Origin of the sequence: Pseudorhodobacter sp. W20_MBD10_FR17, assembly GCF_052119765.1 — a bacterium.
In the GTDB taxonomy this organism is placed as follows: Bacteria; Pseudomonadota; Alphaproteobacteria; order Rhodobacterales; family Rhodobacteraceae; genus Pseudorhodobacter.
On sequence record NZ_JBGQOQ010000029.1, the window covers coordinates 14,554 to 40,245 of the forward strand.

Here is a 25,692-nt window from a genome sequence, read left to right on the forward strand (position 1 = left end):
GCCTTGTCCTGCGCCCTACCCGCGCCCTTCAATGCACCTGCCCAGGCGCAAGGTGTGCCAACCATTGATGGCACCTCCTTGGGCCAACTTTTGGCGCAGCTTGAACAAATGGCCAAAGACTTCAACATACAGGTGGAACAAGTCCTCACGCTCAAGACCCAACTCGAAACCCAGATCAGTCAATTGACCAACTTGGATGCGCAGCTGAAATCCTTGATCGATGCCAATGGGCTTGGACAGCTGCTGGCGAGTGTTGAAGATTTCAAGCGGCTCAAAGGCATCATCGAAGAGCCAATTGCCACATTGGAACAAATCAAATCTGGCAACTTCACGGGTGCGTTCAGGGAAAGTGCGGCGGCCGCGAGCCGGGTGAAGGGCGTCTTGGGCGGGGCCGGGTTTTCGCCCGAACGCATGGCGTCATTGTCGTCCTCAGCGGAGCCTGCGGACAAAAACCTCGCGACACAAGCAGGTGCCAGCGCCATGTTGTCGGTTGCCGCTGAAGAGTCTCACAAAGAGGCCGGGCAAAGTCTTGACCGCATTCAAACCATGGTAGGCGAGATCGACAACCAAGACGGGTTGCGGGCGGCCGTGGACCTTAACACGCGGGTCACCGCCGAACTCGGCATCATCATGACGCAAGTCTGGCGCTTGGAAGCGGCGGCTGGAGTGAGTGCAGGTCAGCTTGGCGTGGTGGACGCGGCCACATTGGCCGAAGAACGCAAATTCCGCAAAATGGGGGTCGAAGAATGAACACCCGCAAGCGTATTGGCTTCGCCGTGGCTGTTGGTGGCGCGCTTCTCCTCACGGCAGTTGGTGTCTTTGCCTTCAATGACAAAGAGGCCAGGTCCTTGCACGGTGAAGCCGAAACGAAAGAGCGCGGGTTTGAGACGATGGCAGTTACCCCTGACAATGTGGCTAATTGCGTCGAGCCCAAAGCCCCCGCCGATCTGGGCATCGTGCCTCTCCAGAATGCCTATGCGCAGATTGCGCGCATTATGGCGCTGGAAAAAACCATTGCCATAAAATCCTGCGCCTGCCCTTACGGCTTGGTGAATTGGGACGAGGTGGTTGACGCCGCCCCAGGTTATGAGCGCAACGATGGCGCTGAAATCCGCTTTGACAATGTCAAACTGCGGCTGCGCGCTGATGCGCTGGCAGCCACCCTTAAGACATCCTGTGGCGGCTAGATGGGTGTTATTGCAGACATCTTGGACGTTGTGGATACCGCTGTGGCGGGGGTTGCTCAGTCTGGCTTTGGCCAGATTGCGGCGTCGGTAGGCGGTGTCATTACGGCGGGTTCAATTCTATTGGTCGTGCTTTTGGGCATCAATATCGTTATGCAAATTCGTCCCATGACCATGGGCAGCTTTTTCGCCTTTGGCCTGCGCATCATTCTCGTGGGGATATTTGCGCAATCTTGGGCAAGCTTCGAGGTGATCTATCAGATCATCACCGATGTTCCTGACAGCGCCGGAGCCGCAATCGTCAGCTTGACCGGCGTCAGCACCACAGGTGGGCTTTACGATGCGCTGGACGGCATGGTTGCCCAAGTCACCGCTTACGGCGACACCATAGGCGACAATGCTGGCTGGGTTTTCGGTGCGGTCCTCGGCGTGGTTGTTTGGATTGTCGCCGCAATTTTTGCGGCCATAGCCGCCGGGATCATCGCCTATTCCAAAATTATCCTGACACTCATGGTGGTCTTTGCGCCCATTGCAATCATCTGCTCCTTGTTCAAACCCACCCAAGGCCTCTTTGATGCGTGGTCGCGATCCATCATCGGCTACGCTTTCATGCCAGTGGCAGCCGCCGGGGCGGCGGGCATTGTCATCGCTGTCGCGGGGCAGATTGCCGGATCCTCACCCGATCCAAGCAATGTCGACACGCTTAGCCTGATCTTTCCCTTCATCGTGGTTCTCATTTTGGCGGCGGGCATCATGATGGCCGTGCCAAGCATTGCGATGGGTCTCAGCGGTGCAATCGGAATTGCCTCCAATGCGGCGGGCATGACCGGTCTTGCCAAGTCAGGGCTTGCTGGAACGGGTGCCGGTGCTCTTCGCGGCACAACCGGCCTATCGCCCCGCGCTGCAACTCAAACCGCCAATAGTGGGCTGGAAGCGGTGGGCCGATTTGCCGCCGCTCCGGTCCGGGCAACGCCTGCAAAGCTTTTGGCAGCAACAAACGCCCTTCGCGGCAAGTGAAATTCTGGCTCCCAGTGAGGCGCCCATAGGAGGACTCTCTTTGGCACAACCCATAGACGATTTTGAACGTGATCTCATTGAAGGCCCGCGTCGGCGCGAACGCATCGCTTATGTCTTGGCTGGCATTGGTTTGAGTGTCGGGGTGATCTCCTTACTTGGCGCGGTATCGATCCTTCCCTTAAAGACCGTTGAAACCCATGTTGTGGTCGTCGACAAAACCAGTGGCCAGCTTGACCGAGTGGCGGCGGTGCAAGACCTCTCACTGGCTGAGAATGATGCGATCATCCAAGCCAATCTCGTAACCTATGTGGATCAACGAGAAACCTATGATCTAACAGATAGTGAGCTACGCATAAATGCAGTGCTCGGCCGCTCGGACGGGGACGCTGCGGTAACATTGCGCCGACTGTGGGATTCCACAAACGAAAACTACCCAATCAAAGCCTATGGCCCGGAGGCCAAGGTTGATGTGGTGATCAAATCCGTCAACCAACTCAAAGAAGGCGTGGCGCAGGTACGCTTTGCCAAAACCCTCCGTGTGCCGCGCGATATTCGCTCTGTGACACGCGGCTACGTGGCCACCGTGGGCTTTGAGTTTCGACCGGAAACCAAAAAACTTTTGCAAGAGGTTTGGGGCAACCCTTTGGGCTTTGTCGTGACCACATACCGCGTTGACGCAGAAACGCTGGAGAAGTGACCATGATAAAGCCTACCGCCCTATCGCTTCTTCTGCTGCTCGTTCTAACCGGCCAAGCTCTCGCCGAAGGCGTCCCAAAAGCGGGCCATCGTGACAGCCGGATTAGAAACGCGGCCTATGATCCCGATCAGGTCTTTGTCATCGAGACAAATTTGCGCTTTGCAACGACCATTCACTTTGGTCGCGGTGAGCGCTTTGAGGCGGTAATTGCAGGTGATACCGAGAGTTTTGACATTACCCCTATCTCTGATTTGGGCAATGTCGTCTCAATCAAGCCACATATCGCGAAAGCAGCCACTAATATGACGGTGATCACCAACAAGCGCACATATTCGTTCTTGTTGCGCGAAGGTCATATCCGCGGCGCCAACGGGCAGTTCTTTGAAGTTCGCTTTCGCTACCCAGAAGAGAAAAAGGCCAGGCCAACCCTCCTCGCCAAGAGCTATGAGCCGCCAAAGAATTATGCCTACAAAATCGCTGGAGAGGCGAAGTTCCAACCTTCAACCGTCTACGATGACGGGCGCTATACCTACTTTCAATTCGCGGAAGGCGTTGAACAACCGGCCATATTCAAGGCTGACGAAACAGGCCGTGAGCGCACGGTAAACTGGACACAGCAAGGCGGGGTGGTGCGGGTTTTAGGGGTTAACGGCTTTTGGACGCTGCGGATTGGAGACCGCACGCTTTGCATCACGCGAGACGCGCGCGTTTTAAGCGCGGGGGCTTAGATTATGGCAAATCAAAGCTTGGAAGAACGTTTGGCTGCGATGGACGTTGAACCCAAAGCAAAGCCGAAACCCAGAATTGGTCTTCCGGCAGCAGGTGCGGTGATTGTGGCGGCACTTTCCGTTGGCGCTTACTTTGTAGCAGTAAAACTGCAGGAAAACCCCGATGCGCGGCTCGGAACCTCAGATGCGCAAGAGTTTCAGCAAGGTGGCGGCACTGGCGGGCGACTATCATTTGACGCACCGGCTGCGGATCAGCAAGTTGAGGATGCTCTGATCAGGATTAGCGATCAGCTGCAAGCACCCCCTACCCCGCCCATTGCAACGGCACCCAACGACGCTTTGGCCAAAGAGCTGGCCGAGTTGCGCCGCGCTTTGGCGGAAAGCTCTTTGAACCGTGACAAGGCAATTGCCTCTGCAGTCGGTGAGTTGCGCGGCGCATTTGATGATCAGGTTCAGACGCTCAAAGACCAAGCCTTAAAGGCTGAGAATGAGCTCAAAGGCTTAAAGTCATTGGGCGATACTCGGATCATGTCGCTGGAAGCCCTCCTCGATGCCGAAAAATCTCGCGCGGCTGCGTTGGAGGCCTCCTTGGCGAGCCGCGAGGACGCTGATCTTGAAGTGAAAATGGCGGAACAAGCGGAACGCGACGCGCTGGAATTACTGACCGCACAAGTCAAATCACCCGCTTTGATCTTTGCGAATAGCCAATCTGCTGGATCCGGTGGCGCTGGCGTAAGTGAAAATGCCGTGAGCAATGACGGCCGCGCGCTTTCGTCTGATGAAGCCTTTTTGAAAGACGCTCCCGTCCTGGTCATTCAAGAAGGGCAGCAAATGGAAAACCCCGACCGAACCCTTGCGCAAGGATCGGTTATCCAAGCGGCCCTGCAAGTCGCGATCAACAGCGACCTGCCGGGCAATGTCATCGCCGTAGTATCTGAACCTGTGCCAGCCTTCTCTGGCGACAGTATTCTCGTCCCGCGAGGATCACGGCTTTTTGGGTCTTACAGTGCGGGAATAGACGCGGGCCAAAAACGTATCTTGATCGTTTGGAGCCGCATTCTCACACCAGACGGGGTCTCAATGAATATATCTTCAGTCGGGGGCGACAATTTGGGACGGTCTGGCCTAACCGGCTTTGTGGACACGAAGTTTGGCGCACGGTTTGGCGGGGCAGCACTGATTTCCATGATCGGGGCCGCGCCCTCTGTCGCATCTGCCCAGGTGAATGACGAGATTGCGTCTGATACTTTGGCAAGCATCGGCTCGAACCTTCAAGATGCGACATCAACAGTGATCGCCGACCAATTGGCCCTGAAACCGACAATATATGTCGATCAGGGTGCAAACGTGACGGTTTTGGTGGACCGTGATATCGTGGTCTACTGATGGACAGTCACACAAGCTATGTTGACGCCTATTTGCAACCCTTCGCCAAATGGCTGCAAGACCTTTCGGTTTCTGAACTGGTCATAAACCCTGATGGTCGTGTTTGGATTGAGAGGACGGGCGATAGCCACATGGTTTTGGTTGAAGGTCAAACCATCAGCGCCAGACAAGCCATTGATCTCGCGCAATCGCTGGTCGGCGATGCAAAGGCCAAGGTATCAAAAACGCGGCCTTTGGTCTCCGGGAAAATCGAGTATCGTGGACGACCTTTGCGGGTACAAGTGGCCATCCCGCCTGCCGTTGAAACTGGGGCATCCGTGTCGATCCGACTTTTTGCTACGCAAAGCATTCCAGACTATGCCGCCTCCTATCTGTTCGGCACGGCGGTATCTTTGGATGATCGCCGCCGCGAGAAAATGAAACTGGTTCAGGCAATCGCCCAGAAAGATCTAAATGGCGCTCTGAAGCGTCTCATCGAGTTGCGCCTCAACATCTTGATCAGTGGTGGAACATCTACGGGCAAGACCACCTTCGCGCGCCACCTATTGGGCTATGTCGACCCTGCGGAACGGATGATTACAATTGAAGACGCATTTGAGCTGTTTCCCCCCCAACCAAACTCGGTGAGCTTGCTCTCTGAACGCGATAAGGATTCGCCAAGAACAACTGATGCGCTCTTGGCCTCAACACTGCGTATGCGCCCTGATCGGATTATCGTCGGCGAGTTGCGCGGCCGCGAAGCGATTACCTATCTGGAAGCCATAAATACCGGGCATGGCGGCTCCATCTCGACCCTTCATGCCGAAACTGCACGCCTTGCCATCGACCGGTTGGCCATCATGGTTTTGCAGGCAGAAACACCACTGACTTTTGCCGAAGTCAAAGACTACATCGCCCGGTCCATCGACGTGATCGTTCAACTCGGTCGAGCCGACGGAAAGCGCGGCGTGACCGAGCTGTATTTTCCAGCGGATGATTTGGAAAGTATAGAAAGGCCCTGAGATAAATATACCAACAAGGGGCGGATGCTGCCGGTCGCTGCTTCTTCGCCGCATGGCCGAATTGGGGCGGTTTCCTCCTTCGTCCGACGGCTGCGTCGGGCATGATACGCAACTAGCGGCAGCTGTTTTCGCGTCGCTCAAGGACGTATATTTCTACTGCAACTTGACACGCTACGATATCAAGTATCCTCTCGCAGAGCTGGCGTAGCAATCTTGCTGTCTATCGCATACGAAGCGGGGACGTCGCCTTCAACATGGAAATCAAAATATTGAGGGACGGAGGGCGATCATGGCTGAGCCGAACAAATTACCCCGACTGCTCTATAAATATCGGGGTTTCAGCCATCGATTGCTCGACATGCTGGTCGCCGATGAACTGTACTATTCAGACCCCGGTGACTTCAACGACCCGCTCGACTGCCGCCCAACCCTTGATGCGAACCTCCCAAATGATCGGCTTGAGCAGGTTCTTAGCCGTCTCCGCGAGCAGCGTGTAGTTGCCGAATTGCAGGCGGCAGCAAAGTCCCTCAGATATCGTGGCCCCAGAACCATCGATCACATAGCGCGGCATAGCCAGAAGGATGCCGCTCGGCTGCTTGACGAAATCCGCTACCACGCCACCGATCCCAGCTACGAGATCGACGATCCCCTGCAATCGCTTCTGCGGCAGTATCTCGAAGAGGAACTGCTTCGCCGCTACGACCGTGGCATCGTGTCGTTCGGCATCCGCGCCACATGTCCGTTGATGTGGAGCCATTATGCCGATCAGCACAACGGGATTTGTGCCGGCTACTCCGTGCCGGCCGGGGCGGAAGCCGACCTTCATAAAATCTGCTATGGGGGCAGTCGCAAGGTACTGGCCAGCGATGTGGCAGTGATGGAGAACGACAGCGCAGCGCGAGGCCGCGTTGACGAAGCCGTCCTGCTTCGCAAGGCCGCGAGTTGGCGTTATGAGCGGGAATGGCGTCTGATCGGTAGACGCGGCGCACAGGATTCACCGCTGGAACTCGAAGAAGTCGTCTTCGGCATTCGCTGCAAATCCACCGTCAAGTTTACGATCGTTCAGGCTCTGGCAAACCGGGGACGCCCCGTGCGATTTTTCGAGATGCGCGAAGTGTCGGGCACTTTCCACCTCCGGAAGTACGCGCTCGACACCGATGAACTCGGAGCCTCACTGCCCCGGCGATCGCTCTCGATTTTTGAAGCCTTCGAGGACCTAGATAACGAATGACAACAGATTTCATAGAAGACTTGCTATAAAAAAACCTGTGGATGCTAAACATCTTTTAAGGCAAACGAATTCGGACAGAACATAGGCCATCTATTTCTGCCGACACACGCGGAGGGGCAATGATCGGTAGAGGTTCACAGTGGCGGCGTTGGGAGCCGCATATCCATGCGCCGGGGACAATCTTGAACAATCAGTTCGGCGGCGGCGACCCCTGGGAGCCCTATCTCACATCCCTGGAAAGCAGCACGCCGACGATCGGAGCGATGGGGGTCACCGACTATTATGTCACAGACACCTATGAGGAGGTCTTGCGACGTAAGCAGGCCGGGCGTTTGCCTAACGTACAGCTCATCTTTCCCAATGTCGAACTACGGCTCGACATTGCCGCCAAGACGGGCTTCGTGAACGTGCACCTGTTGGTCTGTCCGAAAGATCACAATCATTTGGGCGAGCTGCATCGCATTCTCCAGCGATTGCAGTTCCAGGCGCATGGCGACACCTACAACTGCACGCGCAACGATTTGATGGCTCTTGGCAAGCGAGCCGACACCAACATCATCGACGATGGCGCAGCTTTGCGCCACGGCGCCACACAGTTTAAGGTCAACTTTGCTCAACTGCGCCAGGTGCTGCGAGAGAGCGACTGGGCCAAGGCCAACATTCTCGTCGCGGTGGCCGGCGCCGCAGGCGACGGAACCTCCGGCCTGCGACAGGCTGCCGATGCGACGATGCGCCAAGAGATCGAGCGTTTCGCCCACATCATCTTCTCAAGTAGCCCCGCACAGCGCGAATTCTGGTTCGGCAAGAAGGGGGTAAGCGTCGAGCAGCTCCGTGAAAGCTATGATGGTTGCAAGCCCTGCCTGCATGGAAGTGACGCGCACGATCAGAAGAGCGTGGGCCAACCCGTCGAAGAGCGCTTCTCATGGATCAAAGGCGGGTTGGAGTTCGACGCGCTGCGCCAGGCATGCATCGACCCTGAAGGCCGCGCCTATGTCGGCACGGAACCGCCCCGAACGGCAATGCCCTCACAGGTGATCTCTCACATCGCCATCGCCGATGCGGATTGGGCTATCACTCCCAAAATCCCGCTCAATCCCGGCCTGGTAGCCATCATCGGCGCCCGCGGTTCGGGCAAGACCGCACTCGCGGACATGATCGCTGCCGGGTGCGATGCCATTACGCCGTCAGGATGGAGCGCCAGTGAAAACATCAGTCCCTCCTTCCTCGTCCGTGCCCGCAAGCTGGTCGGCGATGCGACCGCGACCCTGACTTGGGGTGGAGGCGGGACAGTCACTCGCGCGCTCGATGGTCGGGACGCCAATGATCATATGTCCTTCCCGCGCGCCCGTTATCTGTCGCAGCAGTTCGTGGAAGAACTCTGCTCTTCCGGCGGCTTCTCGGGCAGTCTCATCGCGGAAATCGAACGGGTCATTTTCGAGTCCCACTCCGACGATCAAAGGGAAGGCGCGATCGACTTCGCCGAGCTGCGCAGCCACAGCACCAGCCGCTTCCAGCAAGCCCGCGCGCGCGAGGACGATGCAATCGCGAACATTTCTGATCGTATCGCTACAGAGCTGGAAAAGGAGAGTTCTGTTGCAACCCTTGCCGCCCAGGTCACGCAGAAGATCGGCCTGATAAAAAGCTACAACGAAGACCTCGCCAAACTCGTTGTCAAAGGCACAGAGGCGCAAGCACAGCGCCACACCCAACTTAGCCAGGCGGTTCAGGCCCTGCGTAGCAGGATTCAAGGTTTCGGCAATCAGCGGCGGACCTACTTAGCCCTGCAGGATGAGGTGAAAAGCAACCGCGCGACCAAAGCTCCTGAACTATTGCGCCAGGCCAAGGAGCGGCACCAGCAGGGCCATATGAACGATCAGCAATGGGATGATTTCCTGCTGGTGTATAAGGGTGATGTGGACACCAATCTGGCGGGATACGTTGCGTGGGCTGATAATCAAATCGCCGCGCTTACAGGCGCTCCTCTGCCGCCGGGCATTCCCGAGCCACCGATCGCAGACGGTGTCGATCTTTCGCCCCTGACACTCACAGTCCTTCAGGCCGAGATGAGACGACTCGAAGCCCTAGTCAGCGCCGACAAACTCGTCCGTGAACAGTATTCTGCGCTTTCACTCCGCCTTGGACAGGAAAACACCGCCCTGCAGAACCTGCAAACCCGTCTCCTCGACGCCCAGGGTGCGGCAGCGCGTAAAAAGGACCTGCAAACAGAACGTGACGCAGCCTACGGCCGGGTGTTCGAAGCCATCATCGACGAACAGGCGGCGCTCGCCAGTCTTTATGCGCCGCTCATGACCCGACTGGCGGCATCATCAGGAACCTTGCAAAAACTCGGTTTCTCGGTGCGCCGCATCGTCGATGTTGAAGCCTGGGGAGCGATCGCGGAAGAAAAGCTTCTTGATCGGCGAAAAGCAGGCCCCTTCAATGGTCGTGGTTCGCTGATCCAGTTGGCAAACACCACTCTCAAGCCAGCGTGGGAAAATGGAACGGCGGCGGGTGTACAGGCCGCCATGGCCGGTTTCATCGCGAGTTATATGCGGTCCATGATTGGGCATGCTCCGGTCCCCCAAACCCAACAGACGGAGTTTCGCGCCTGGCTGAAAGAATTCGCCCATTGGCTCTTTGCGACCGATCATATCTCGGTGCGCTACGAGATCGTCTATGACGGCATAGATATACGCAAGCTCTCTCCGGGCACGCGGGGAATCGTTCTTCTTCTCCTCTATTTGGCCCTGGACGACGCCGATGATCGTCCGCTCATCATCGATCAGCCCGAGGAGAATCTCGACCCCAAGTCCGTCTTTGAAGAGCTTGTTTCGCTCTTCATCGCCGCGAAGGCAAAACGACAGGTCATCATGGTCACCCATAATGCGAACCTCGTCATCAATACGGACGCAGATCAGATCATTGTCGCGGAGGTAGGTCCGCATCAGATCGGTGGCCTACCCCCGATCACCTACAAGGCCGGCGGCCTGGAGAATTCAGATATCCGCAAGGCGGTTTGCGACATTCTCGAAGGCGGAGAAGAAGCCTTTCGTGAACGGGCACGCCGCTTGAGGGTAAGGTTGGAACGGTGAAGCTCTGTCATACTCGTTTACATTCGGCTGACCAGTCCCGTTTTTGTGGTCCACTTAAAAGCTGTTGCATTTCCGGCCGCTCGCTCATCGGGACACTGGTTTCCGGAGCCGTCGAGCGGCGACCCGAAGCGCATCTCTTAACATCAATACTCGATCTCGCTTCGGCTGCTCCAAGCGGCAGGGGGGGGGGCATGCCACATTGCAGAATTTGCAGACGCCGAACGGTAGCTTTTGGGCCGATCACGTGCTGATTGCCATTATAACGTTTCTCCAGTCAGAAAGTCAGAGGCAAAACCGGCTGGACAGCCGATGAACCTTCAGCGACACCAATGAGCGACCAAAGCGATTGGAGACGGGCAGTATGGGAGACGCGAAACCATCGTGGAAAGACATCAAGCCTGTCCTTGCGGGTTTCTCCGCCACCCAACTGCTTGGGCTTGTGCAAGACCTGTATGGCTTGAGCAAACCCAATGCAGCGTTCATGCATGCCCGTTTTCTCAGCGACAGCGCGCAAAGCGATCATCTGGCCGCGTATAAAATGCGCATTCAACAAGCCCTATGCCCAAAGCAACCTTGGAAACAGGGTGTTCGCTTGGCTGAGGGACGTAAAGCCATTAGCGATTTCAAGAAAGCCAACGGCAATATCCGCGACACGCTTGCCCTCATGACTCACTATATAAAGTGCGGCAATGATTTCACGCTGGAATTTGGCGATATAGACGCGGCCTTTTACGACAGTCTAAGCTCAATGTTCTCCAAAATCGTAAAATGTCTTATCGACGAAGGAAACCACGATCTTTTCGTCGAATTCCTGCCGCTGCTTGATGCGGAGTTCCAGCGTGTTGATGGAAAAGTTGGATGGGGCTACCCGGACGAAATGGCGGATGAACTTGCCGATCTGCTGGCCACTTTTCCTTAAATCTTGCTGAACAATCGAATTTTCCCGCACTTTTGGACCACCGTGAGGCTTGGCGCGAAGAGCCCTCTGTGTAAGATGGTCAAATGATCAATCTTCTTGTTCCAGCGGATGATGACCCCGTGCTTGATAATTCCAAGCTGCTGAGGGCGCTTGAGAAAACGCTTCGCTATGCGCTGGACAATAATGGGTCCGGGCTGAACAAGTCTTAGGCCATTGATTTCAGGCGTTTTAGTTGCGGATTTTCTCGCCATGTGTCGCAAGGTTTTGTATAATCACTTTAGAAACCTTGCAAATCCGGTCCTGCCAATGAAGCACCGCTCGCGCCTGCCTGAACAAGATGACCTCCTGCGTCCGCGCCTGGTCGAGATGATCGACCCGCGCCATGAGTTGGTGAAGCTGACGGCGCTGATCGACTGGGAGGTATTCGAGCGGGAATGGTCGGGTTTCTTCCCTTCCGCCACGGGGCGTCCGGCCACGTCGCCGCGCCTCGTCGCGGGGCTGCTCTATCTCCAGCATGCCTATCGGTTGTCGGACGAGGCCGTGGTCGCCCGCTGGGTCGAGAACCCCTACTATCAGCATCTCACGGGCGAGACATTCTTCCAGCATCGCCCGCCGATCAACCCGTCGTCTTTGACGCGGTGGCGCAATCGGATTGGTGAAGAAGGTGTGGAGTGGTTGTTGACCCAGACCATTGAGGCCGGACGCAAATCCGGAGCCATCGACGACGCCAGCTTGAAGCGCGTGGCGGTCGATACCACCGTGATGGAAAAGAACATTGCCCATCCCACGGACGCCAGGCTTTACGAACGGGCACGGGCGCAACTTGTCACCCTGGCGCAAGAGGCTGGAGTGGATTTGCGCCAGTCCTATGCCCGTCTTTCCCCAAGACTGGCGATGCAGGTCGGTCGCTATGCCCATGCCAAGCAATTCCGCCGCATGCGCAAGGCATTGAAGAAGCTGAAAGGTTACACCGGCAGGGTCATGCGGGACCTCCGCCGCCACCTCGATGACATCGCCACTGGCCCGCTTCGCGACCAGATTATCGCCAAGCTCGCCCTGGTCTCGCAATTGCTGCACCAGCAGCCCAAGGGGAGCGACAAGATCTACGCTCTGCACGAGCCCGAAGTCGACTGCATATCAAAGGGCAAAGCGCGGGTGCGTTATGAGTTTGGCTGCAAGGTCAGCATCACCACGACGCTGGACGAGGGCTTCGTCGTCGGCATGCGCAGCTTTCCCGGCAATCCTTACGATGGTCATACCCTTGGCCCGGCGCTGGAGCAGGTGGAGATCCTGACTGATCAGCGCCCCGACTTGGCTGTGGTCGACCGTGGTTATCGTGGCCACGGTGTTGGGGCGACCCGCGTGCTGATCAGCGGATCTCGACGCGGCCTGACGCCTCGGCTGATCGCCGACCTCAGACGCCGCAGCGCCATCGAACCCGAAATCGGTCATATGAAATCCGACGGCCGCCTCGCACGCTGCCCCCTGAAAGGCACCATCGGCGACGCAATCTTTGCGGTCCTGTGCGGCTGCGGCCACAACATCCGAAAGATCCTCGCCCACCTCAGGACACTTTTGTCCCTCATCATTGCAGTTATCCTGGTGACCTGCAGGCACCACCAGAGCGGCCAAGATCACCCGTTGGAAGCCTGACAGTGTTGTTCAGGCTCGACTAATGGGATTGGCCTTACGCAATCCAAGGCATTCAACCGTAAATTCGCGCATTGGGCAGCCGACAACTTTGACTGGCCCGAGTATAGCACCGTGGAACTCATGACGATCAACAAAGTGTTAGACGAGCCAGACGTGTTGCCCGTGATGGTGGTGCATGACATCCTCGCACTGGCCAAGCTGGGACGGCACGTCAAACAAAGCTTTGTCGTCGGCACGAAGGCCAAGACGCTGCTGGCCAATCGCGCCAAGCTGTTCGGCCTTCTCGCGCAAACCTACCTGTTCCAATACAACCAAAACCGAACTACCCGGTTCGAGCATGAGGGCATGGGCAACTGGGATGCCTTCTTCAACATCATCAATGTGGAGGCCGAGCACGGGCTCACGGAGGATCATTTGGTCAAAACGCTCTATGGCTTGGAAGAGCGCCCTAATGCGTATGATCGGGAATATCACGATCACGCAGAATTTCTGTTTTCCCATGTGCTGCGCCCGTTGCATTGGATTGGCTTTTTGAGCGAGCAACGCGAGAGTACAGACATTCTGGCAAAGCGCACCTATTGGAAAACGCCGCTATGGCGCTCATGTTTGCGGCTAGACACGGACCACTATCTGGAAGCGCCTGAATTCACCCGACATTGAAATGCTTTCCGACAGAATTAGGTGCGTGCTTTGTGCGCAAAGGAGATATCGGCGCCCACAGAATGCTGCACCGGCCTCCGATGCCCACTTCGTGGAACTAGCACCGCAGCGTTCCGGCCCTCAACGAAAATCCGGTTTGAGCCGCCAACTGCACAGGGCAATTGCGAAACCTAAAGTCCCTGTCAACAAGAGGATTTATCAATCGCTCTAAGACGGAACCACCGTGAATGACCTTGGTTTTGAGCCAGTAGCAGCCTGCGCAAGCCTTGTCACTGTCGCACTCTTTCGCCAAATAGTAGATATGAATAAAACACTTACACTGACGACCCAATCACCCTGCCGCGCCGACCTTGAGGGGATCAGCAGGTCAGGGGGCGTAGCACTACTTGAAGACTGTGACCTAAGTGGGCTGAACCTATCAGGGACGGACCTTGCAGGGTGGCATTTCGTGCGCTGCAGATTGGCTGGCACTTCTTTTAGTGGCGCAAGACTTGACGAAGCCAGATTCGTCAACTGTCGAACAGCAGGGGGCAATTTTACAGGTTCCAACCTATAGGAGGCAACAATAGAAGGCGGGGACTTCAGCAATGCGACCTTCAGAGGCGCACAGCTCAACGGCGCCAAAATTAGCCACTGCAAGATGACAGGTTCCGATTTTACTGAGGCGCAAACGCTGGGCCTTTCTATAGAAAGTGTGTTGCTCGTGCTTGCCGTTCTGCCGAGGTTTTCTTTTCGCAAAATGACGCTGAAGGAAATAGATTTTAGCGAGGCTGACTTAAGAGCCTGCGATTTTCGGGATGCCGTTTTTGAGGATTGTTCCCTTCGTGATGCGCACATTCCAGAATGCCGGTTCGAGGGTGCTGATCTGCGCAATGCCGATTTGGGCGGCGTCAAGCTCACCGATGCCCGCCTTTTCAAGGGGAGATATAGCTAAAAGTTGGTGATGGCCCTGAGGGGCGGCATATCATGGCGTTGTTCACGCGCCGCAATTCTCGTTTGAGAAAAGGATATGCCACATGACGACAAATACCATTACCCAGCTAACCGATCCACAGGGATTTTCGCCTGATCCACTGACGGACTTGCTACGATCCGGTGCGCAGCGGTTGATTGAGCAAGCGGTTGAGGCCGAGCTTGCGGTTCTGCTGGAGGCTTATGCCTCTGATAAAACGGACGATGGCCGCGCCCGGTTGGTACGCCACGGCCATCTGCCGGAACGCAAGGTCATGACCGGGATCGGTGCGGTGCCGGTCAAAGTCCCGCGCGTACGAGATCGTGGCGATGACGCCGAGAAGGTGCGGTTCACATCGACGATCTTGCCGCCCTACCTGCGCAAAGCCAAATCCATCGAAGAACTGCTGCCTTGGCTGTATCTCAAAGGTATTTCCACCGGCGACTTTCACGAAGCGCTCGCCTCTCTGCTTGGGCCGAACGCGGCAGGGTTATCATCCACGACGATTTCGCGGCTTAAGGCCGACTGGTGGGATGAGTACGACCGCTGGCAACGGCGCGACCTGAGCGCACGTCGCTTCGTCTACATCTGGGCGGACGGCATCTACTTTCGGCCGCGAATGGCCGAGGAAAAACAATGCGTTCTGGTGCTTATTGGCGCAGACGAGTGGGGCCGCAAAGAGATCATCGGCCTTGCTGATGGCTATCGTGAAAGCACTCAAAGCTGGCGCGAATTGCTTCTTGATTTGCAACGACGCGGGCTCACTCACGCGCCTGATCTTGCCATTGGTGACGGTGCTCTGGGCTTCTGGAATGCGCTGCGCGAGGTCTTTGGCGCGACTAAAGAACAGCGTTGCTGGTTCCACAAAACCGGCAATGTATTGAATGCCATGCCGAAGTCGGTTCAGGCCAAAGCCAAAGGTCACCTCCACGATATCTGGCAGGCCGAAACCCGCGTGGATGCCGAGGCTGCATTCGACTTCTTCGAGGCTATCTATGGCGTGAAATACGACAAGGCCGTCTCCAAATTGACCAAAGACCGCGACGTTCTGTTGGCATTCTATGATTTTCCTGCTGAGCATTGGAAACACATCAGAACGACGAACCCAATCGAAAGCACCTTCGCCACGGTTCGGCACCGCACCGGCAAAACCAAAGGATGCCTCAGCCGCAAAACCGGCCTCGCCATGGCGTTCAAGCTGATGATGTCAGCCCAGACCAAATGGCGCAAACTCGACGGCGCAAACCGCATGCCTGAGATCATCCAGGGGATTGAATTCAAGGACGGGATCAAGCAACTTCAAAAAGCCGCCTGATCAAGCCGTCACCAACTTTCGGGCATAGCTCTTTCAAGGGCGCAATAATATCAAAGCGCCAAGCGGCTCACCTTCTGGGCCAACTCGGCTTGACCGTCCTTTAGTTTGGCAGCGATACAGATCGCGCAAACATGCGCACAGCGTTCGGTTATCTCAGCTCAACCTTTTTTGCGCTCACCTTACGCGACATGACTAACCTACCCTGCAGGAGACATATGTCTCAAAAAAAGGCGGTGGCGGATGGATGCTGCGCATATAAGCCAGATGGTCCACTAACGTCACCTATTCCGGGCTCCTCTCTATTGAAATCGCGGGAGAAACTTTCCCCATGCCAATGGCACTGGGTCATCTGTGTTCAGATCTTCCGGCGGCGTTACCAATTCCGGCTTGGGGTTGTTCACAATAGGGAGCCTCACGACCCGTGCCGCTCTTTTACTCATCGTTCTTTGTGCTGGTACCTGAAGGCCAACATTGCCATTGGGCACAATCGATTGGCCCATCCCATTCGCCAGTTCCACCTTGACGCGTGCCTTCGCCGTGTTGGCCATCGCCTCTGCTGGCTCATCAAGCACGGTCATGGGTTTGTTTGATCGCATGGTTCTGCTGCCCAAGCGGTCATTTCCCGCAGCTTGGGGCGCCGGTGGAAATGGGTGGGCAATGCCCTTCTGGTCAGCCATCATTGCCGCAAAGGTTGGGTCTTCAAAATATTTAATGCGCTTGGCCCGTATTGGCTGCTGGGGTGATGCAAGAATAATGACGTCATCAGGGTCCATAAACCGAGCTTCCGTCTCAGACAAAAGCGGGCGCTCCTCCAAGCGAACACTGGTCGATTGTGCGCCCACAAAACCTTTGTTGCGGCCGTATGACGTTGTCACCGCCTCTTGGGTGGTTTTGCCGACCGACGCTGAAACCTCTTTGACGGTCTGTTCATCGCGCGGGGTGATATAAAGCTTGAGCCCTGCCCCGTTCTCAAGACTTGCGCGACCTTCCTTGCCATAGATCTTATCCAATGCGGACAAAGATTGTGCGATCATCGCGATGCGCCCACCGTAACTTGCCAAAGTGTGAATTGCGCGCTCAACATAGGGCATTGCCCCCATCTGCTGAAACTCGTCGATCATGATCATGACGGGCCACGGCTCGTCTGGCCCAGGCTCGTTGGTGCGAAGGCTGGCAATCAGGTCAGCGAACATCAAACGCAAAAGTGGCGAAAGGGTTGGAATGTGATCTTCTGACACCACGATATAAAGCGATTGCGGCCGCTTCCTAAAGCTAGAGAAATCTAGGTCGTTATTACTGGTTGCAGCAACGATTGCTGGGTTATCCCACTGCTTTAGCCCTGCTGTTTTGAGGGCTTGGATGTTGCTGGTCAAAAGCTTGTCGGATGCACTGGCCGAGTTGATCCACAAAAGCCGATGCGCTTCACCTTTGGCTTCCTCGGCATAAGCTTGGTACATTTGGTTTTTGTTGGCCCCATCTGATACGATCTTGTTGACCTCCCCAAGATTGGGTTTGTTGCGCTGTAGGGCCAAAAGACAGGCGGCAACGAAAATGGTTTTCCCGGCTTCAGAAAACGTGCTGGATTGCTGGTTGTCCTTATCCAAGAACAGGTCAGCCAAAATGCTGACTTCCGTGAATTGCTCAGCAAAGGTCCTGCATTTTGCAATGCGCTCGAGCGGGTTGTAGCGATGGGTGCCATTGGTCCAATCAAACGGCGAAAAGCGATAAACCACATCGCCTTTGACCATTCGGTAGCGCGAGGTGGTCTCGAAGTTTTCACCTTTGACGTCCAGCACAACAATACTGCCACCAAAGGACAGAATGTTGGGAATAACAAAGCCGACACCTTTACCGGCGCGGGTAGGTGCTACCATCATCACATGCGGGATCGCAGTTGAGCATACATAAGGCGCTTTGGCACTCTTGGGCAGGCCAAGCTTGCCACAGACAAAGCCAGAACCCACCGGACGCAGCATATTATTGGCTTTCAGCTCGGCTTTGCTTTGCCAGTGGGCGGCACCGTAGTCGCTACGCTGCTTTTGATATGTCCAAACAAATGCAAGAATGGATAGGGCCAGCGTCGAAAGCACCACAGCCCCAATTGCTACCGCATAGGCTTCTGGATGCGCCGCACGAAAGCTAGGCGTCAGCTTCCAGACAGCAAACATATCATAGTCAGCGGCGCCCCGCTTCAAGGCAAGCGCGAGATAGGCACTGCCAATGATCGTGCCGACAATAAGCCCGGTTATGGCACCAAAGATTACATTCACAAAAAGCTTTAACCTGCTATGCATCCCCTGCCCCCTACATGCTCATGTCGTCATCAAGGCCGCGGTCCCGCGGGTTTTCCATGGTCAGCTCTGCCGCCCGTGCGCGGGCGCGTTCATGATTGAGGTCATTGGCCACGTCAGAGAGATCAGCTTCACCCCGCTCTTCGGCGGCAACTTCCAGGTATTTTTGCGTGACGCTGATCTGGTCAAGCTTTGAGGGGAGCACCTCGTCCAAAATCTCCCAATTTCCGCGATCCAACTCGGCTAGGCCCTCATCGCCCAGTTCCTGATGCAATTCGAAAACCAAACTGCGCTGGAGCGCATCTTCTTGTTCTGTCGTCAGGTTACCGCTGCGCAGGTCTTGGGCAATTTGGCGGATATAGGCGTTGGGCGCTTGAGCTTGATCATCCGCAATACTTTCGCTGTCCGCATGCCTCCGCTCATAGGCCTCTTCTGCAAGTCTTCCGAGGTAATCTGGGTCACCCGCCAACCATTCGGCATTTGCTTGATCTAGTGCCTGGTGTCTTTCATCCTCTGACAAATGTGGGCCTTGTTCAACAATCTCAAAGGGGCTTTCCATTTCAATGCCAAGTTCGGCGGCAAGTCGCCCTTGAAACCCGTCCAGTTTCTCGAGCGCAGCATCAAATTGCTCCGAAGTGGAATTCCCCAGATCAATGCCGTCTTTGGCCAAAATGGCCGTTAGGTCTCGTTCAATCCACTCTTGGGCAAGACCATGGTTTTTGGTGCCACCGGCCTCCATACGGGCGAGAACCTCGTCCGTATCCAGCCCAAGGTCCTGTCCCTCTTGCAAGACCGCCGCCAAACTGTCGCGCTGTGCGGCATCCACAAACCTATCTGCGAGATCATAGACCCCTGCCCCTGGCGGATAGACATCAACCAGTTCTTGATTGAACGCCGCCCGCCGCTCAGGGTCTGGGACCATCTGATACAACTCGGCCAAGACGGGCGCATATCCTATTTCCAATTCCGCACGCTGAACGCCCATTAGATTATCCGCATCTGCCCACAGAGCGTCAATTTGCGTTTGTGCATACTCAACCGCATCTCCAACAGTCTGGATTTCCGCCATGTCAATTTCTCCTTGTTTTGGGGCCCATTCAGTGCCGTTGGATATGCTGTTTTGCATCAGGCGCATCGCATTCGCCAAAGTGGTTCTGTTCTCTTTGTCCAACAGATCGCCAATATCGTGGTAATCCTCGACAAACCCCATAATGACCTCCCGTGTCTGATCGGCCTCTGGGGCGGACAAAGCCGTCTCAGTCACAGCACGACCTTCCGCTTTGGCAGCATAAATCTCTGCCAAGCCCGCCGGTTTAGCGGTCAAACCGCGCTCAAGTCGCGTGATAGCGTGTAGGGCGATGCCGTAGTCTTCAGCGATTTCCGCCTGTTTTTCACGCATGAGCTGAGGCGACATGTTGCCCCCGGCCCAACAGGCAAACCACTCACCCATAACACTGCCACGATTGTTCAAAAGGATATGCGCATGGGGGTGATCCCGGTCAGTGTGAACCGCGACAAGATAATCCCATTTGTCGCCATAGTGACCGCTTTCAAAGAAATGCTCACACCAGTCCAGGGCAATGCCTTGCACCTGCTTGGCGGACACATCCTTTGGGAAGCTCAAAAGCATATGGCTGGTAAACCCAAGCTTAGACGTGCCACGCCACGTCCCTGCCCACTGCTCTATGATCGCAGCCTTTTGGTCATCAGAGAGTGTTTCGCCAGCCGCAAGGCAGTTGATCTGGTTTGAGTACGTAAACGCAGCTTTGTCGTTCACGTAGTCCAGTTGGCTGCGCAAAGATTGGGGGGTTTTGCAGCCCCCATTGCGAATGCGTTTGAACACCGCCGCGCGTGATCCAGACGCAGCTTTGAGGATGTTTCTAACGGATGGCTGCCCTGCTCTCTTGAACGATCGCGCCTGCCGCAGCCCTGCGCGATCCCGGCCACCCTTGGCCCTTATGTCGTCCTCAGCCCAGACCTCTCCCATTATCGCGTGATAGAGTGCAATCGGATCATGCGTGCTCATTGGCCTGCCGCCTTGGCCTTGGTCAGCCGGGATACCGAATAGCCACGCCGAGATTTGGCTTCATCCAAGGCCGACCGCCAGTCCTCGTGTAGGCGGCAATTGGTATCAATCGAGCGTGCCAGCAAGGCCCGGTCTTCATCTCCCAAGCGCAATTTTCCTTTATGAACACTCTTTGCAAGCTGGTTGAGGAGGTCCAGCTCCTTACCTTTGAGCCAAACGGTTTTGTTAAAGCCGTCCAGCTGGTTCGGGAAAATCTCGAACAAGCCCTCCGCCATACGCAGCAAAACCCGAAACGCCTGGCTTGGCCCAGAAATCCCAACAGACGCGGCAGTCGCCAAAAAAGCATCAATCTCGGACGCCGGTGCGCGAAACGCCACCGTCTTTGTCGGGGTGCTTTGTGCTTTCGTCTTACCGCGCTCCTCAGCGACGATGCGGTAAACCTGCCTCATGGTGACAGCATAGGACTTTGAAAGCGTATTTACGCTTTCGCCCTGGCGGTAGCGCTTGGCCAGCTGTTGGCGCCGCTCAATGCTTAAAATACGTCTCATCAGCGCCGCAGGACCCCAAATGTCAAAAGTGCAAACGTTAGGCATATCCTGCCACCGTCTCTTCTTCTCCCTAGATAACATTCAAACGCCCCACTTCAACTATAAAGGTTGAAATCATGCAAAAGAGTTTTTATAGCTGAAAACATGCTTTTTGTTGGGTGCAGAGCCAATCACTGGCCTGCTGACGAAAAACGAAACACGTTTTACGGAACACGGGTAACGACCAGCGAATGACGAATGACGAATGACGAATGACGAATGACGAATGACGAATGACGAATGACGAATGACGAATGACGAATGACGAAAACAGCCCCCAAAGGATCATGCAAATGCTAACAATCACTTTGATGAACCAAAAAGGTGGCGCGGGAAAAACGACAGTGGCCCGAGCGCTTTTGAGTGCTGCAGATGCGCGCGGGCTTTCCTGCGCCTTTATCGACGCCGACCAAACAGGCGGTTTGACAAAATGGGCTATGCGCTCGGCAGAGCGAGGGTTGTGGTCGGATGCGATTGACGCGTTTCAAACTGTTGACGCGTCCGAAGTGGAGGAAATCGTCGACGAGATTATCGAAGACGGAAAGACCTATTTGTTGATCATCGACACTGCTGGCGATGCATCACAGGACCACGATATTTTCGCCGCGGTCGCGGACTTGGTGATTTGCCCAATTATGCTATCACAGTCAGACATTGAAACTTCACGCGGAACTGCCAACTACGTCTACCGCATGAGGGCGCGGGCGGAAGATCCAAGCCTATTGCCAGAGTTTCGCATCGTGCTCAATCGTGTCTCAACGCGGCCCTCGAAGGGCGATCAAGAGCTCATAGAAGCGATGCACTCAAAAAAATTGATTGGGGACGACGAAGACAACCCAGTGGAGGCCATGAAGATCGTGGGCGCGGTGTTACAAGAGCGCGAAGCCTACAAAATAATGGACCGCGAGGGCCTCCTGGGTCGGGTCTTAACGCGCCATAATGAAACGGCGCTGGCCTTTGCCAAAAACCCAAAACATCTGAGCAACGCCTTGTTCGAAGCTGATCAGCTGTTGACCGCTTGCCTTGAAATCGCAGGTGCCGGCAGTGCAGAACAGTAAGTCGGCAATACGCCGTGTAGCGCTTAAGGGCATGGACACCCAGTATGCAAAAAGGGATGCGCTTCGCGCGGCAAATGCTGTTGAGGCTGCGCCTCCACCACCCGTTGAAACGTCAAGCGCAGCAGTCGTATCTCAAGCTGAGGAGCGGTCCACCTCAAGTCCCCTCAACGCCCCCGCTGCAAAAGTCGCCACGGAAAAATTCGCAGAACACGTCGCCAATAAAAGTGTTCGAATAAGGCTCGACTATCGATTTGGGCTGGGCGAAGACCTTAGCACCAAAGCCAGCGCTCTGGGCGCCAAACACGCAATCCCTGTAGAAGTGATTATCAAAAGTGCGCGGGTTCGCGCATTAAAAGCTCTTCGGCGACTGCTGGACGATCCCAAGGCGCTCGTTCTACCAGAAGTTCAAGAAGGCGGGATAGTTGCCGTTGTGTCGACGAGTACCAGCGGCAAAGCCGCAGAGAAGTTGCGGGCCCGTTTCGATCCACTTGATCTTGGCTTGGCAGCCGCTGCAATCAGACCACTTGTCATAGACCTTGTTCAAAAAGAGCTTCGCGCTATTGTTGAGGCTGCAAGCTAGGGCGGATTGTCGCCAGATGAAACCGTTAGGCGCGGCCTCTCCTATTCACAAATTTTTGGCCGTTCTGCACCAAGATCGGCCTCGGCAATTACTGTTTCTCCGCTGATAATCTGGGCTGTTTTAGCCGTCGCGAAAGCAGCGGCCAGATCTGCGTGGTCTTTTGGCGACAGCCTTTTGAACACCACAGACAGATCTGCACCCACTGAAACAGGGTGCGAAAACGCTCCTATGACAAACCGGGCATTACTGGGTACTTTGCCACCAGCTACTGAGCTGCGCACTTCAATATAACTACCTTTGCGAATCAAGGCGTCACTGTCGCAAACCAATCGAATACCTGATTGATCTGATCCTATGAGATAGAGGTCAAATCCACGACTGAATGTATGATCCCAGCCGCCTGCGACGGCCGACGTCGCCAGCGCGGCGAAGGCTGCGCCAACAAAAGTGAGTGCGCGTATTTTCATCGGGCCAACTCCAAATTCAGTCAAATTCAATTGCCACATACTTAGACCTTTTTACAACTACAAAGCGTTTTTTAAAGAATTATAGGATAAAAAATGTTACCCTGTTCCTCATAGAGTTCTCGGAACAATACCAATGGACCAAGACGCACTTCCCACGCTAAAACAGCTCGCTTTCGCCGAAAGCTTGGCCGCGCGCACAGGTGAGGCACCACCTGCTGCAATTGTAAAATCACGCAAACGCTTGGCGGCATGGATCGGAAGCAAGCGCATCACACACAAAATGACCAACACCGCAGAACCTGCGCAAAATGCCACTTCTGGAGCACTTCGAAAGCAAGCCATGGAGCGAGCTGTTTTGGCGCTTTTGGAGTGTGATGCAAACGACCAAGAGAACTTGATGGTCGCAGGGCTGCAAAGACTCTGGGGTGATGGGCCTACTGAGACGTTTTTGGATACCCAGTTGCTTGATGATGCCGAATGGTGGGCGATATCTGCGAGCCCATTGGTGCTTTCAGTCTATCTCAAAGCGATCAAGCGCGCGCTTGGCGATGCGAATACTGGGCGCAGAGCTGGTAAGATTTTATAGGCCAGTTCACTCGCGTCTGATGGGTAAGACAACAGATGTCGCCGAACTGCAAGGCTTTGCCCCACTTTAGGGCAAAGTAGCGAGAAAATCGAACCAGAACCGAATATGAAGGCCACCTCAAACGAATACTTCATATAGGTCCAAATTCGTATTTTACACTTTTATAATCCGATAAACACTTATATTTAATGTGCCATGATGTGTAACGCCGTGAACACCAAGGAAATTGAAGATCTGGTTCGCAAAAAGGGGCCAGGTCTTGTTATGATAAATGCTCTGGAGCTTCCATGGATTGAGTTGTCACAGTTTGACGCCGCCATGGAAACTTTAATCAAATCTGGAAGGCTGACACTGCATGAGAAAATCGGAGATTGGGTGATGGGAAACCTGACCCATTATGAGGTCGAAGCCTCAAGCCCAACTTGGCATTGATCGTTCAGCATTACCCTCTTTAAATCTCTTTTTTTGGACTTCGACGACGCTTTATCTCCTAACCTTTTGGTGAGATGCTGACCTCATACGCTCCAAAAGCACCGGATTCGTTGCGCTGTAGAGGGCCAAGAGGGCGCACAGTCATGCCAAAACGACGGTAGAGCCGCTGCATGGCAGGTGGACCCAAGAACAAGCAAGATTTTGCTCCGTTCTCTTCAAGAAACCGGCGCGCAGAGCTAAGGATGGCCCGCGCAATTTCGGGATCGGGGTTTGCGGCCACAAAACGGGTCATCTCCCATACATCAGGATCGTTCGGGGGCGGTGTGGCACACATTGCACTGGGTAGATCAATAAGCCCCAGATAGGCATCGCGTATCATGTAGCTATAGGTCACAGCACCGCGTCCAATTTGTGTCGTGGTTCGCAACAGTCTAGCACCCCCGATCACCTCACCTGCATTATGGACGATCACATAGGTGGCTTGTCCCAAGGCATCATACTGCTCAAACTCAACATCCTCAGTTGCGTGCAAAGACCATTTCATCTGATCGATGAATATCGACTTACGCAGCTGATGAAACCGTTTCACCAACAGCCAATCCGCTACCTGGTCTGGATAACTTACAATGCTTGTCTGCATAGACCCTCCATTCGCAGCGATTGCAGCCCTAGGTTGACTTGTCACGTAGAAAATTGAAAAAGTACCAAAATTGGTAAGGCGAAGGGGAACGAGCAATGATGACAACGATGAGCGATATAACGCGATGCCCATTTTCTGAAGAGAATACCAAGCTCCTGAGCCAGATCTCACCCATTGGCTGGTCGGTCGGCTTGAATGTCGCTGTATTGGCCGTTGAAGTCTATTATGTGTCGTTCCCGGCCGGTTGGGTGGACAGGTATTCCCGCCTCAAGCTCATGATCGTTGATCCCGTGCTTCATCACATCGCTTTCTCAAACGGTGTGGCACGCTGGTCGGAGTTGAAAATTTCTGCCATCAATGCCCCAGCTAAACTGGTGATGAAGGAAGCGGCAAAATTTGGCCTCAACTACGGATTTGCAATTGCCCAAAACAACCCTGTAGGCGGAAGTAAGTGCTTTTTGACCGCCGCACGCGAAGATCGCGAATTTACCGATGCCGAATTGAAAACCTGTTCTAGCATCCTTGCGAACGAAATTGACTTCTTTAACGGCAGTCGGAACCAAGGCCTTACATCGGCGGAAATTGCCGTCCTAAAGCTGGCGGCGGAAGGGCAGGCCCACGCAGAGATTGCAGAACACCTCGACATTTCAAAAGAGGCGGTGAAGAAGCGCCTGGAGCGGGCGCGCGAAAAGCTCGACGCAAAGAATGCTGTCCACGCATGCATTTTGGCTCAAAAGCAGGGACTCATCTAAGCCCTTTCAGGGCCAAAAAACGGTTCAATCACTCTACCTTTTACCCAAATAGGTAAAAGTAGGAATTTTTGATTGATCTATGAATATCTCGCCCCGTATGAGTTGGCCGAAGATTTTGCAACCGAGAGGCGTCATCATGAGTAAACTCCATTTCACCGCAAAAACGGATCAGGGTCACTTTGCTGGCCGCGGCCGGATCGACTCTTTGGGGCGTATTTATTGGGACGAAAAAGAAAACATCGATGAATTGTGCAAAGCCGGAATGAAACAATTGATTTTCGAGATCCCCGCAAGAAAGCCTGCACCTAAAGATACCTCAGTAAAGTAGCCTGATACTGCATTTTTGAAGGGGCGCCAAACTGTGTTGAGCGACAACCATCTTGGCCGGTGCCGACAACCACCTTGGCCGGTGGGGCTGAACGGAAGACGGGCTTGCCC

Annotated in this window: 27 protein-coding genes; 22 read left to right on the forward strand and 5 right to left on the reverse strand. The window is 54.9% G+C overall.

The features are described 5' to 3' along the window. Window positions 1-54 precede the first annotated feature (54 nt). The 16 genes from ACEN2J_RS16435 (at window position 55) to ACEN2J_RS16510 (ending at window position 15,835) form a co-directional block, all read left to right on the forward strand. Window positions 55-750 (forward strand): type IV secretion system protein, encoded by a 696-nt coding sequence (locus tag ACEN2J_RS16435; protein ID WP_442107190.1) that lies wholly within the window; start codon window positions 55-57, stop codon window positions 748-750. Then, window positions 747-1,187, forward strand: a complete 441-nt coding sequence (locus ACEN2J_RS16440) for a hypothetical protein (RefSeq protein ID WP_442107191.1) — start codon at window positions 747-749, stop codon at window positions 1,185-1,187. The genes ACEN2J_RS16435 and ACEN2J_RS16440 overlap by 4 nt, the downstream gene beginning before the upstream one ends. Beyond that, a complete protein-coding gene (locus ACEN2J_RS16445; protein WP_442107192.1) occupies window positions 1,188-2,201 on the forward strand; it encodes a type IV secretion system protein in 1,014 nt (337 codons plus the stop codon). A 40-nt stretch (window positions 2,202-2,241) separates the two neighbouring features. Then, window positions 2,242-2,898, forward strand: coding sequence for a virB8 family protein (locus ACEN2J_RS16450; RefSeq protein WP_442107193.1), 657 nt, complete (start codon window positions 2,242-2,244; stop codon window positions 2,896-2,898). A gap of 2 nt (window positions 2,899-2,900) precedes the next feature. Further along, window positions 2,901-3,626: a TrbG/VirB9 family P-type conjugative transfer protein gene (locus tag ACEN2J_RS16455; RefSeq protein ID WP_442107194.1), complete on the forward strand. Its 726-nt coding sequence runs from the start codon at window positions 2,901-2,903 to the stop codon at window positions 3,624-3,626. Between the two features lie 3 nt (window positions 3,627-3,629). Beyond that, the gene (locus ACEN2J_RS16460) at window positions 3,630-5,012 is read left to right on the forward strand and encodes a TrbI/VirB10 family protein (RefSeq protein ID WP_442107195.1); all 1,383 of its coding nucleotides are present in this window, start codon (window positions 3,630-3,632) and stop codon (window positions 5,010-5,012) included. Further along, window positions 5,012-6,013 carry an ATPase, T2SS/T4P/T4SS family gene (locus ACEN2J_RS16465; protein ID WP_442107196.1) on the forward strand — a complete coding sequence of 334 codons (1,002 nt, stop codon included), beginning with the start codon at window positions 5,012-5,014 and terminating at the stop codon, window positions 6,011-6,013. Before ACEN2J_RS16460 ends, ACEN2J_RS16465 begins: the two co-directional genes overlap by 1 nt. Before the next feature lie 289 nt (window positions 6,014-6,302). Beyond that, window positions 6,303-7,244, forward strand: a complete 942-nt coding sequence (locus ACEN2J_RS16470; protein ID WP_442107197.1) for a DUF2971 domain-containing protein — start codon at window positions 6,303-6,305, stop codon at window positions 7,242-7,244. 119 nt (window positions 7,245-7,363) lie between these two features. Then, the gene (locus tag ACEN2J_RS16475; protein WP_442107198.1) at window positions 7,364-10,336 is read left to right on the forward strand and encodes a TrlF family AAA-like ATPase; all 2,973 of its coding nucleotides are present in this window, start codon (window positions 7,364-7,366) and stop codon (window positions 10,334-10,336) included. Between the two features lie 361 nt (window positions 10,337-10,697). Then, on the forward strand, window positions 10,698-11,255 hold the full coding sequence (locus ACEN2J_RS16480) for a hypothetical protein (protein WP_442107199.1): 558 nt from the start codon (window positions 10,698-10,700) through the stop codon (window positions 11,253-11,255). A gap of 83 nt (window positions 11,256-11,338) precedes the next feature. After that, window positions 11,339-11,464 carry a hypothetical protein gene (locus ACEN2J_RS16485; protein ID WP_442107200.1) on the forward strand — a complete coding sequence of 42 codons (126 nt, stop codon included), beginning with the start codon at window positions 11,339-11,341 and terminating at the stop codon, window positions 11,462-11,464. 97 nt (window positions 11,465-11,561) lie between these two features. After that, window positions 11,562-12,908: an IS5 family transposase gene (locus ACEN2J_RS16490; protein WP_442107201.1), complete on the forward strand. Its 1,347-nt coding sequence runs from the start codon at window positions 11,562-11,564 to the stop codon at window positions 12,906-12,908. A gap of 120 nt (window positions 12,909-13,028) precedes the next feature. Further along, a complete protein-coding gene (locus ACEN2J_RS16495) occupies window positions 13,029-13,568 on the forward strand; it encodes a hypothetical protein (protein WP_442107202.1) in 540 nt (179 codons plus the stop codon). 301 nt (window positions 13,569-13,869) lie between these two features. Beyond that, complete coding sequence (locus tag ACEN2J_RS16500; RefSeq protein WP_442107215.1) at window positions 13,870-14,124, forward strand: pentapeptide repeat-containing protein; 255 nt, start codon at window positions 13,870-13,872, stop codon at window positions 14,122-14,124. A gap of 9 nt (window positions 14,125-14,133) precedes the next feature. Further along, window positions 14,134-14,502, forward strand: coding sequence for a pentapeptide repeat-containing protein (locus tag ACEN2J_RS16505; RefSeq protein WP_442107216.1), 369 nt, complete (start codon window positions 14,134-14,136; stop codon window positions 14,500-14,502). Window positions 14,503-14,584: 82 nt separating this feature from the next. Further along, on the forward strand, window positions 14,585-15,835 hold the full coding sequence (locus ACEN2J_RS16510) for an IS256 family transposase (RefSeq protein WP_442107203.1): 1,251 nt from the start codon (window positions 14,585-14,587) through the stop codon (window positions 15,833-15,835). Between the two features lie 299 nt (window positions 15,836-16,134). Here ACEN2J_RS16510 and ACEN2J_RS16515 read toward each other — a convergent pair whose 3' ends face one another. The 3 genes from ACEN2J_RS16515 to ACEN2J_RS16525 are packed head-to-tail and all read right to left on the reverse strand — an operon-like array spanning window position 16,135 to window position 20,700. Then, window positions 16,135-18,129: a type IV secretory system conjugative DNA transfer family protein gene (locus ACEN2J_RS16515; RefSeq protein WP_442107204.1), complete on the reverse strand. Its 1,995-nt coding sequence runs from the start codon at window positions 18,127-18,129 to the stop codon at window positions 16,135-16,137. 10 nt (window positions 18,130-18,139) lie between these two features. After that, window positions 18,140-20,152: a relaxase/mobilization nuclease domain-containing protein gene (locus tag ACEN2J_RS16520; RefSeq protein WP_442107205.1), complete on the reverse strand. Its 2,013-nt coding sequence runs from the start codon at window positions 20,150-20,152 to the stop codon at window positions 18,140-18,142. Beyond that, window positions 20,149-20,700, reverse strand: a complete 552-nt coding sequence (locus tag ACEN2J_RS16525; protein ID WP_442107206.1) for a hypothetical protein — start codon at window positions 20,698-20,700, stop codon at window positions 20,149-20,151. Before ACEN2J_RS16525 ends, ACEN2J_RS16520 begins: the two co-directional genes overlap by 4 nt. Window positions 20,701-20,993: 293 nt before the next feature. Between ACEN2J_RS16525 and ACEN2J_RS16530 the strand changes: the two genes are divergently transcribed. Together ACEN2J_RS16530 and ACEN2J_RS16535 are read left to right on the forward strand one after the other, a co-directional pair. Continuing rightward, window positions 20,994-21,797 (forward strand): ParA family protein, encoded by an 804-nt coding sequence (locus tag ACEN2J_RS16530; protein WP_442107207.1) that lies wholly within the window; start codon window positions 20,994-20,996, stop codon window positions 21,795-21,797. Continuing rightward, window positions 21,784-22,377, forward strand: coding sequence for a hypothetical protein (locus ACEN2J_RS16535; RefSeq protein ID WP_442107208.1), 594 nt, complete (start codon window positions 21,784-21,786; stop codon window positions 22,375-22,377). The genes ACEN2J_RS16530 and ACEN2J_RS16535 overlap by 14 nt, the downstream gene beginning before the upstream one ends. 41 nt (window positions 22,378-22,418) lie before the next feature. Here the strand turns inward: ACEN2J_RS16535 and ACEN2J_RS16540 are convergent, their stop codons facing one another. Continuing rightward, entirely contained in the window at window positions 22,419-22,883 is a 465-nt protein-coding gene (locus tag ACEN2J_RS16540) for a hypothetical protein (RefSeq protein ID WP_442107209.1), read from the reverse strand. A 94-nt stretch (window positions 22,884-22,977) separates the two neighbouring features. On the opposite strand from ACEN2J_RS16540, the gene ACEN2J_RS16545 reads away from it, so the two are divergent. Together ACEN2J_RS16545 and ACEN2J_RS16550 are read left to right on the forward strand one after the other, a co-directional pair. Beyond that, a complete protein-coding gene (locus ACEN2J_RS16545) occupies window positions 22,978-23,430 on the forward strand; it encodes a hypothetical protein (protein ID WP_442107210.1) in 453 nt (150 codons plus the stop codon). A 210-nt stretch (window positions 23,431-23,640) separates the two neighbouring features. Then, window positions 23,641-23,862, forward strand: coding sequence for a hypothetical protein (locus tag ACEN2J_RS16550; protein ID WP_442107211.1), 222 nt, complete (start codon window positions 23,641-23,643; stop codon window positions 23,860-23,862). A gap of 58 nt (window positions 23,863-23,920) precedes the next feature. On the opposite strand, the gene ACEN2J_RS16555 is transcribed toward ACEN2J_RS16550, so the two are convergent. Then, window positions 23,921-24,502 carry an acyl-homoserine-lactone synthase gene (locus tag ACEN2J_RS16555; RefSeq protein WP_442107212.1) on the reverse strand — a complete coding sequence of 194 codons (582 nt, stop codon included), beginning with the start codon at window positions 24,500-24,502 and terminating at the stop codon, window positions 23,921-23,923. Window positions 24,503-24,597: 95 nt separating this feature from the next. Here ACEN2J_RS16555 and ACEN2J_RS16560 point away from each other — a divergent pair, with 95 nt between their 5' ends. Both ACEN2J_RS16560 and ACEN2J_RS16565 read left to right on the forward strand, forming a co-directional pair. Beyond that, window positions 24,598-25,254: an autoinducer binding domain-containing protein gene (locus tag ACEN2J_RS16560; RefSeq protein ID WP_442107213.1), complete on the forward strand. Its 657-nt coding sequence runs from the start codon at window positions 24,598-24,600 to the stop codon at window positions 25,252-25,254. Window positions 25,255-25,390: 136 nt separating this feature from the next. Further along, a complete protein-coding gene (locus ACEN2J_RS16565) occupies window positions 25,391-25,582 on the forward strand; it encodes a hypothetical protein (RefSeq protein ID WP_442107214.1) in 192 nt (63 codons plus the stop codon). The last annotated feature ends 110 nt before the right edge of the window (window positions 25,583-25,692 follow it).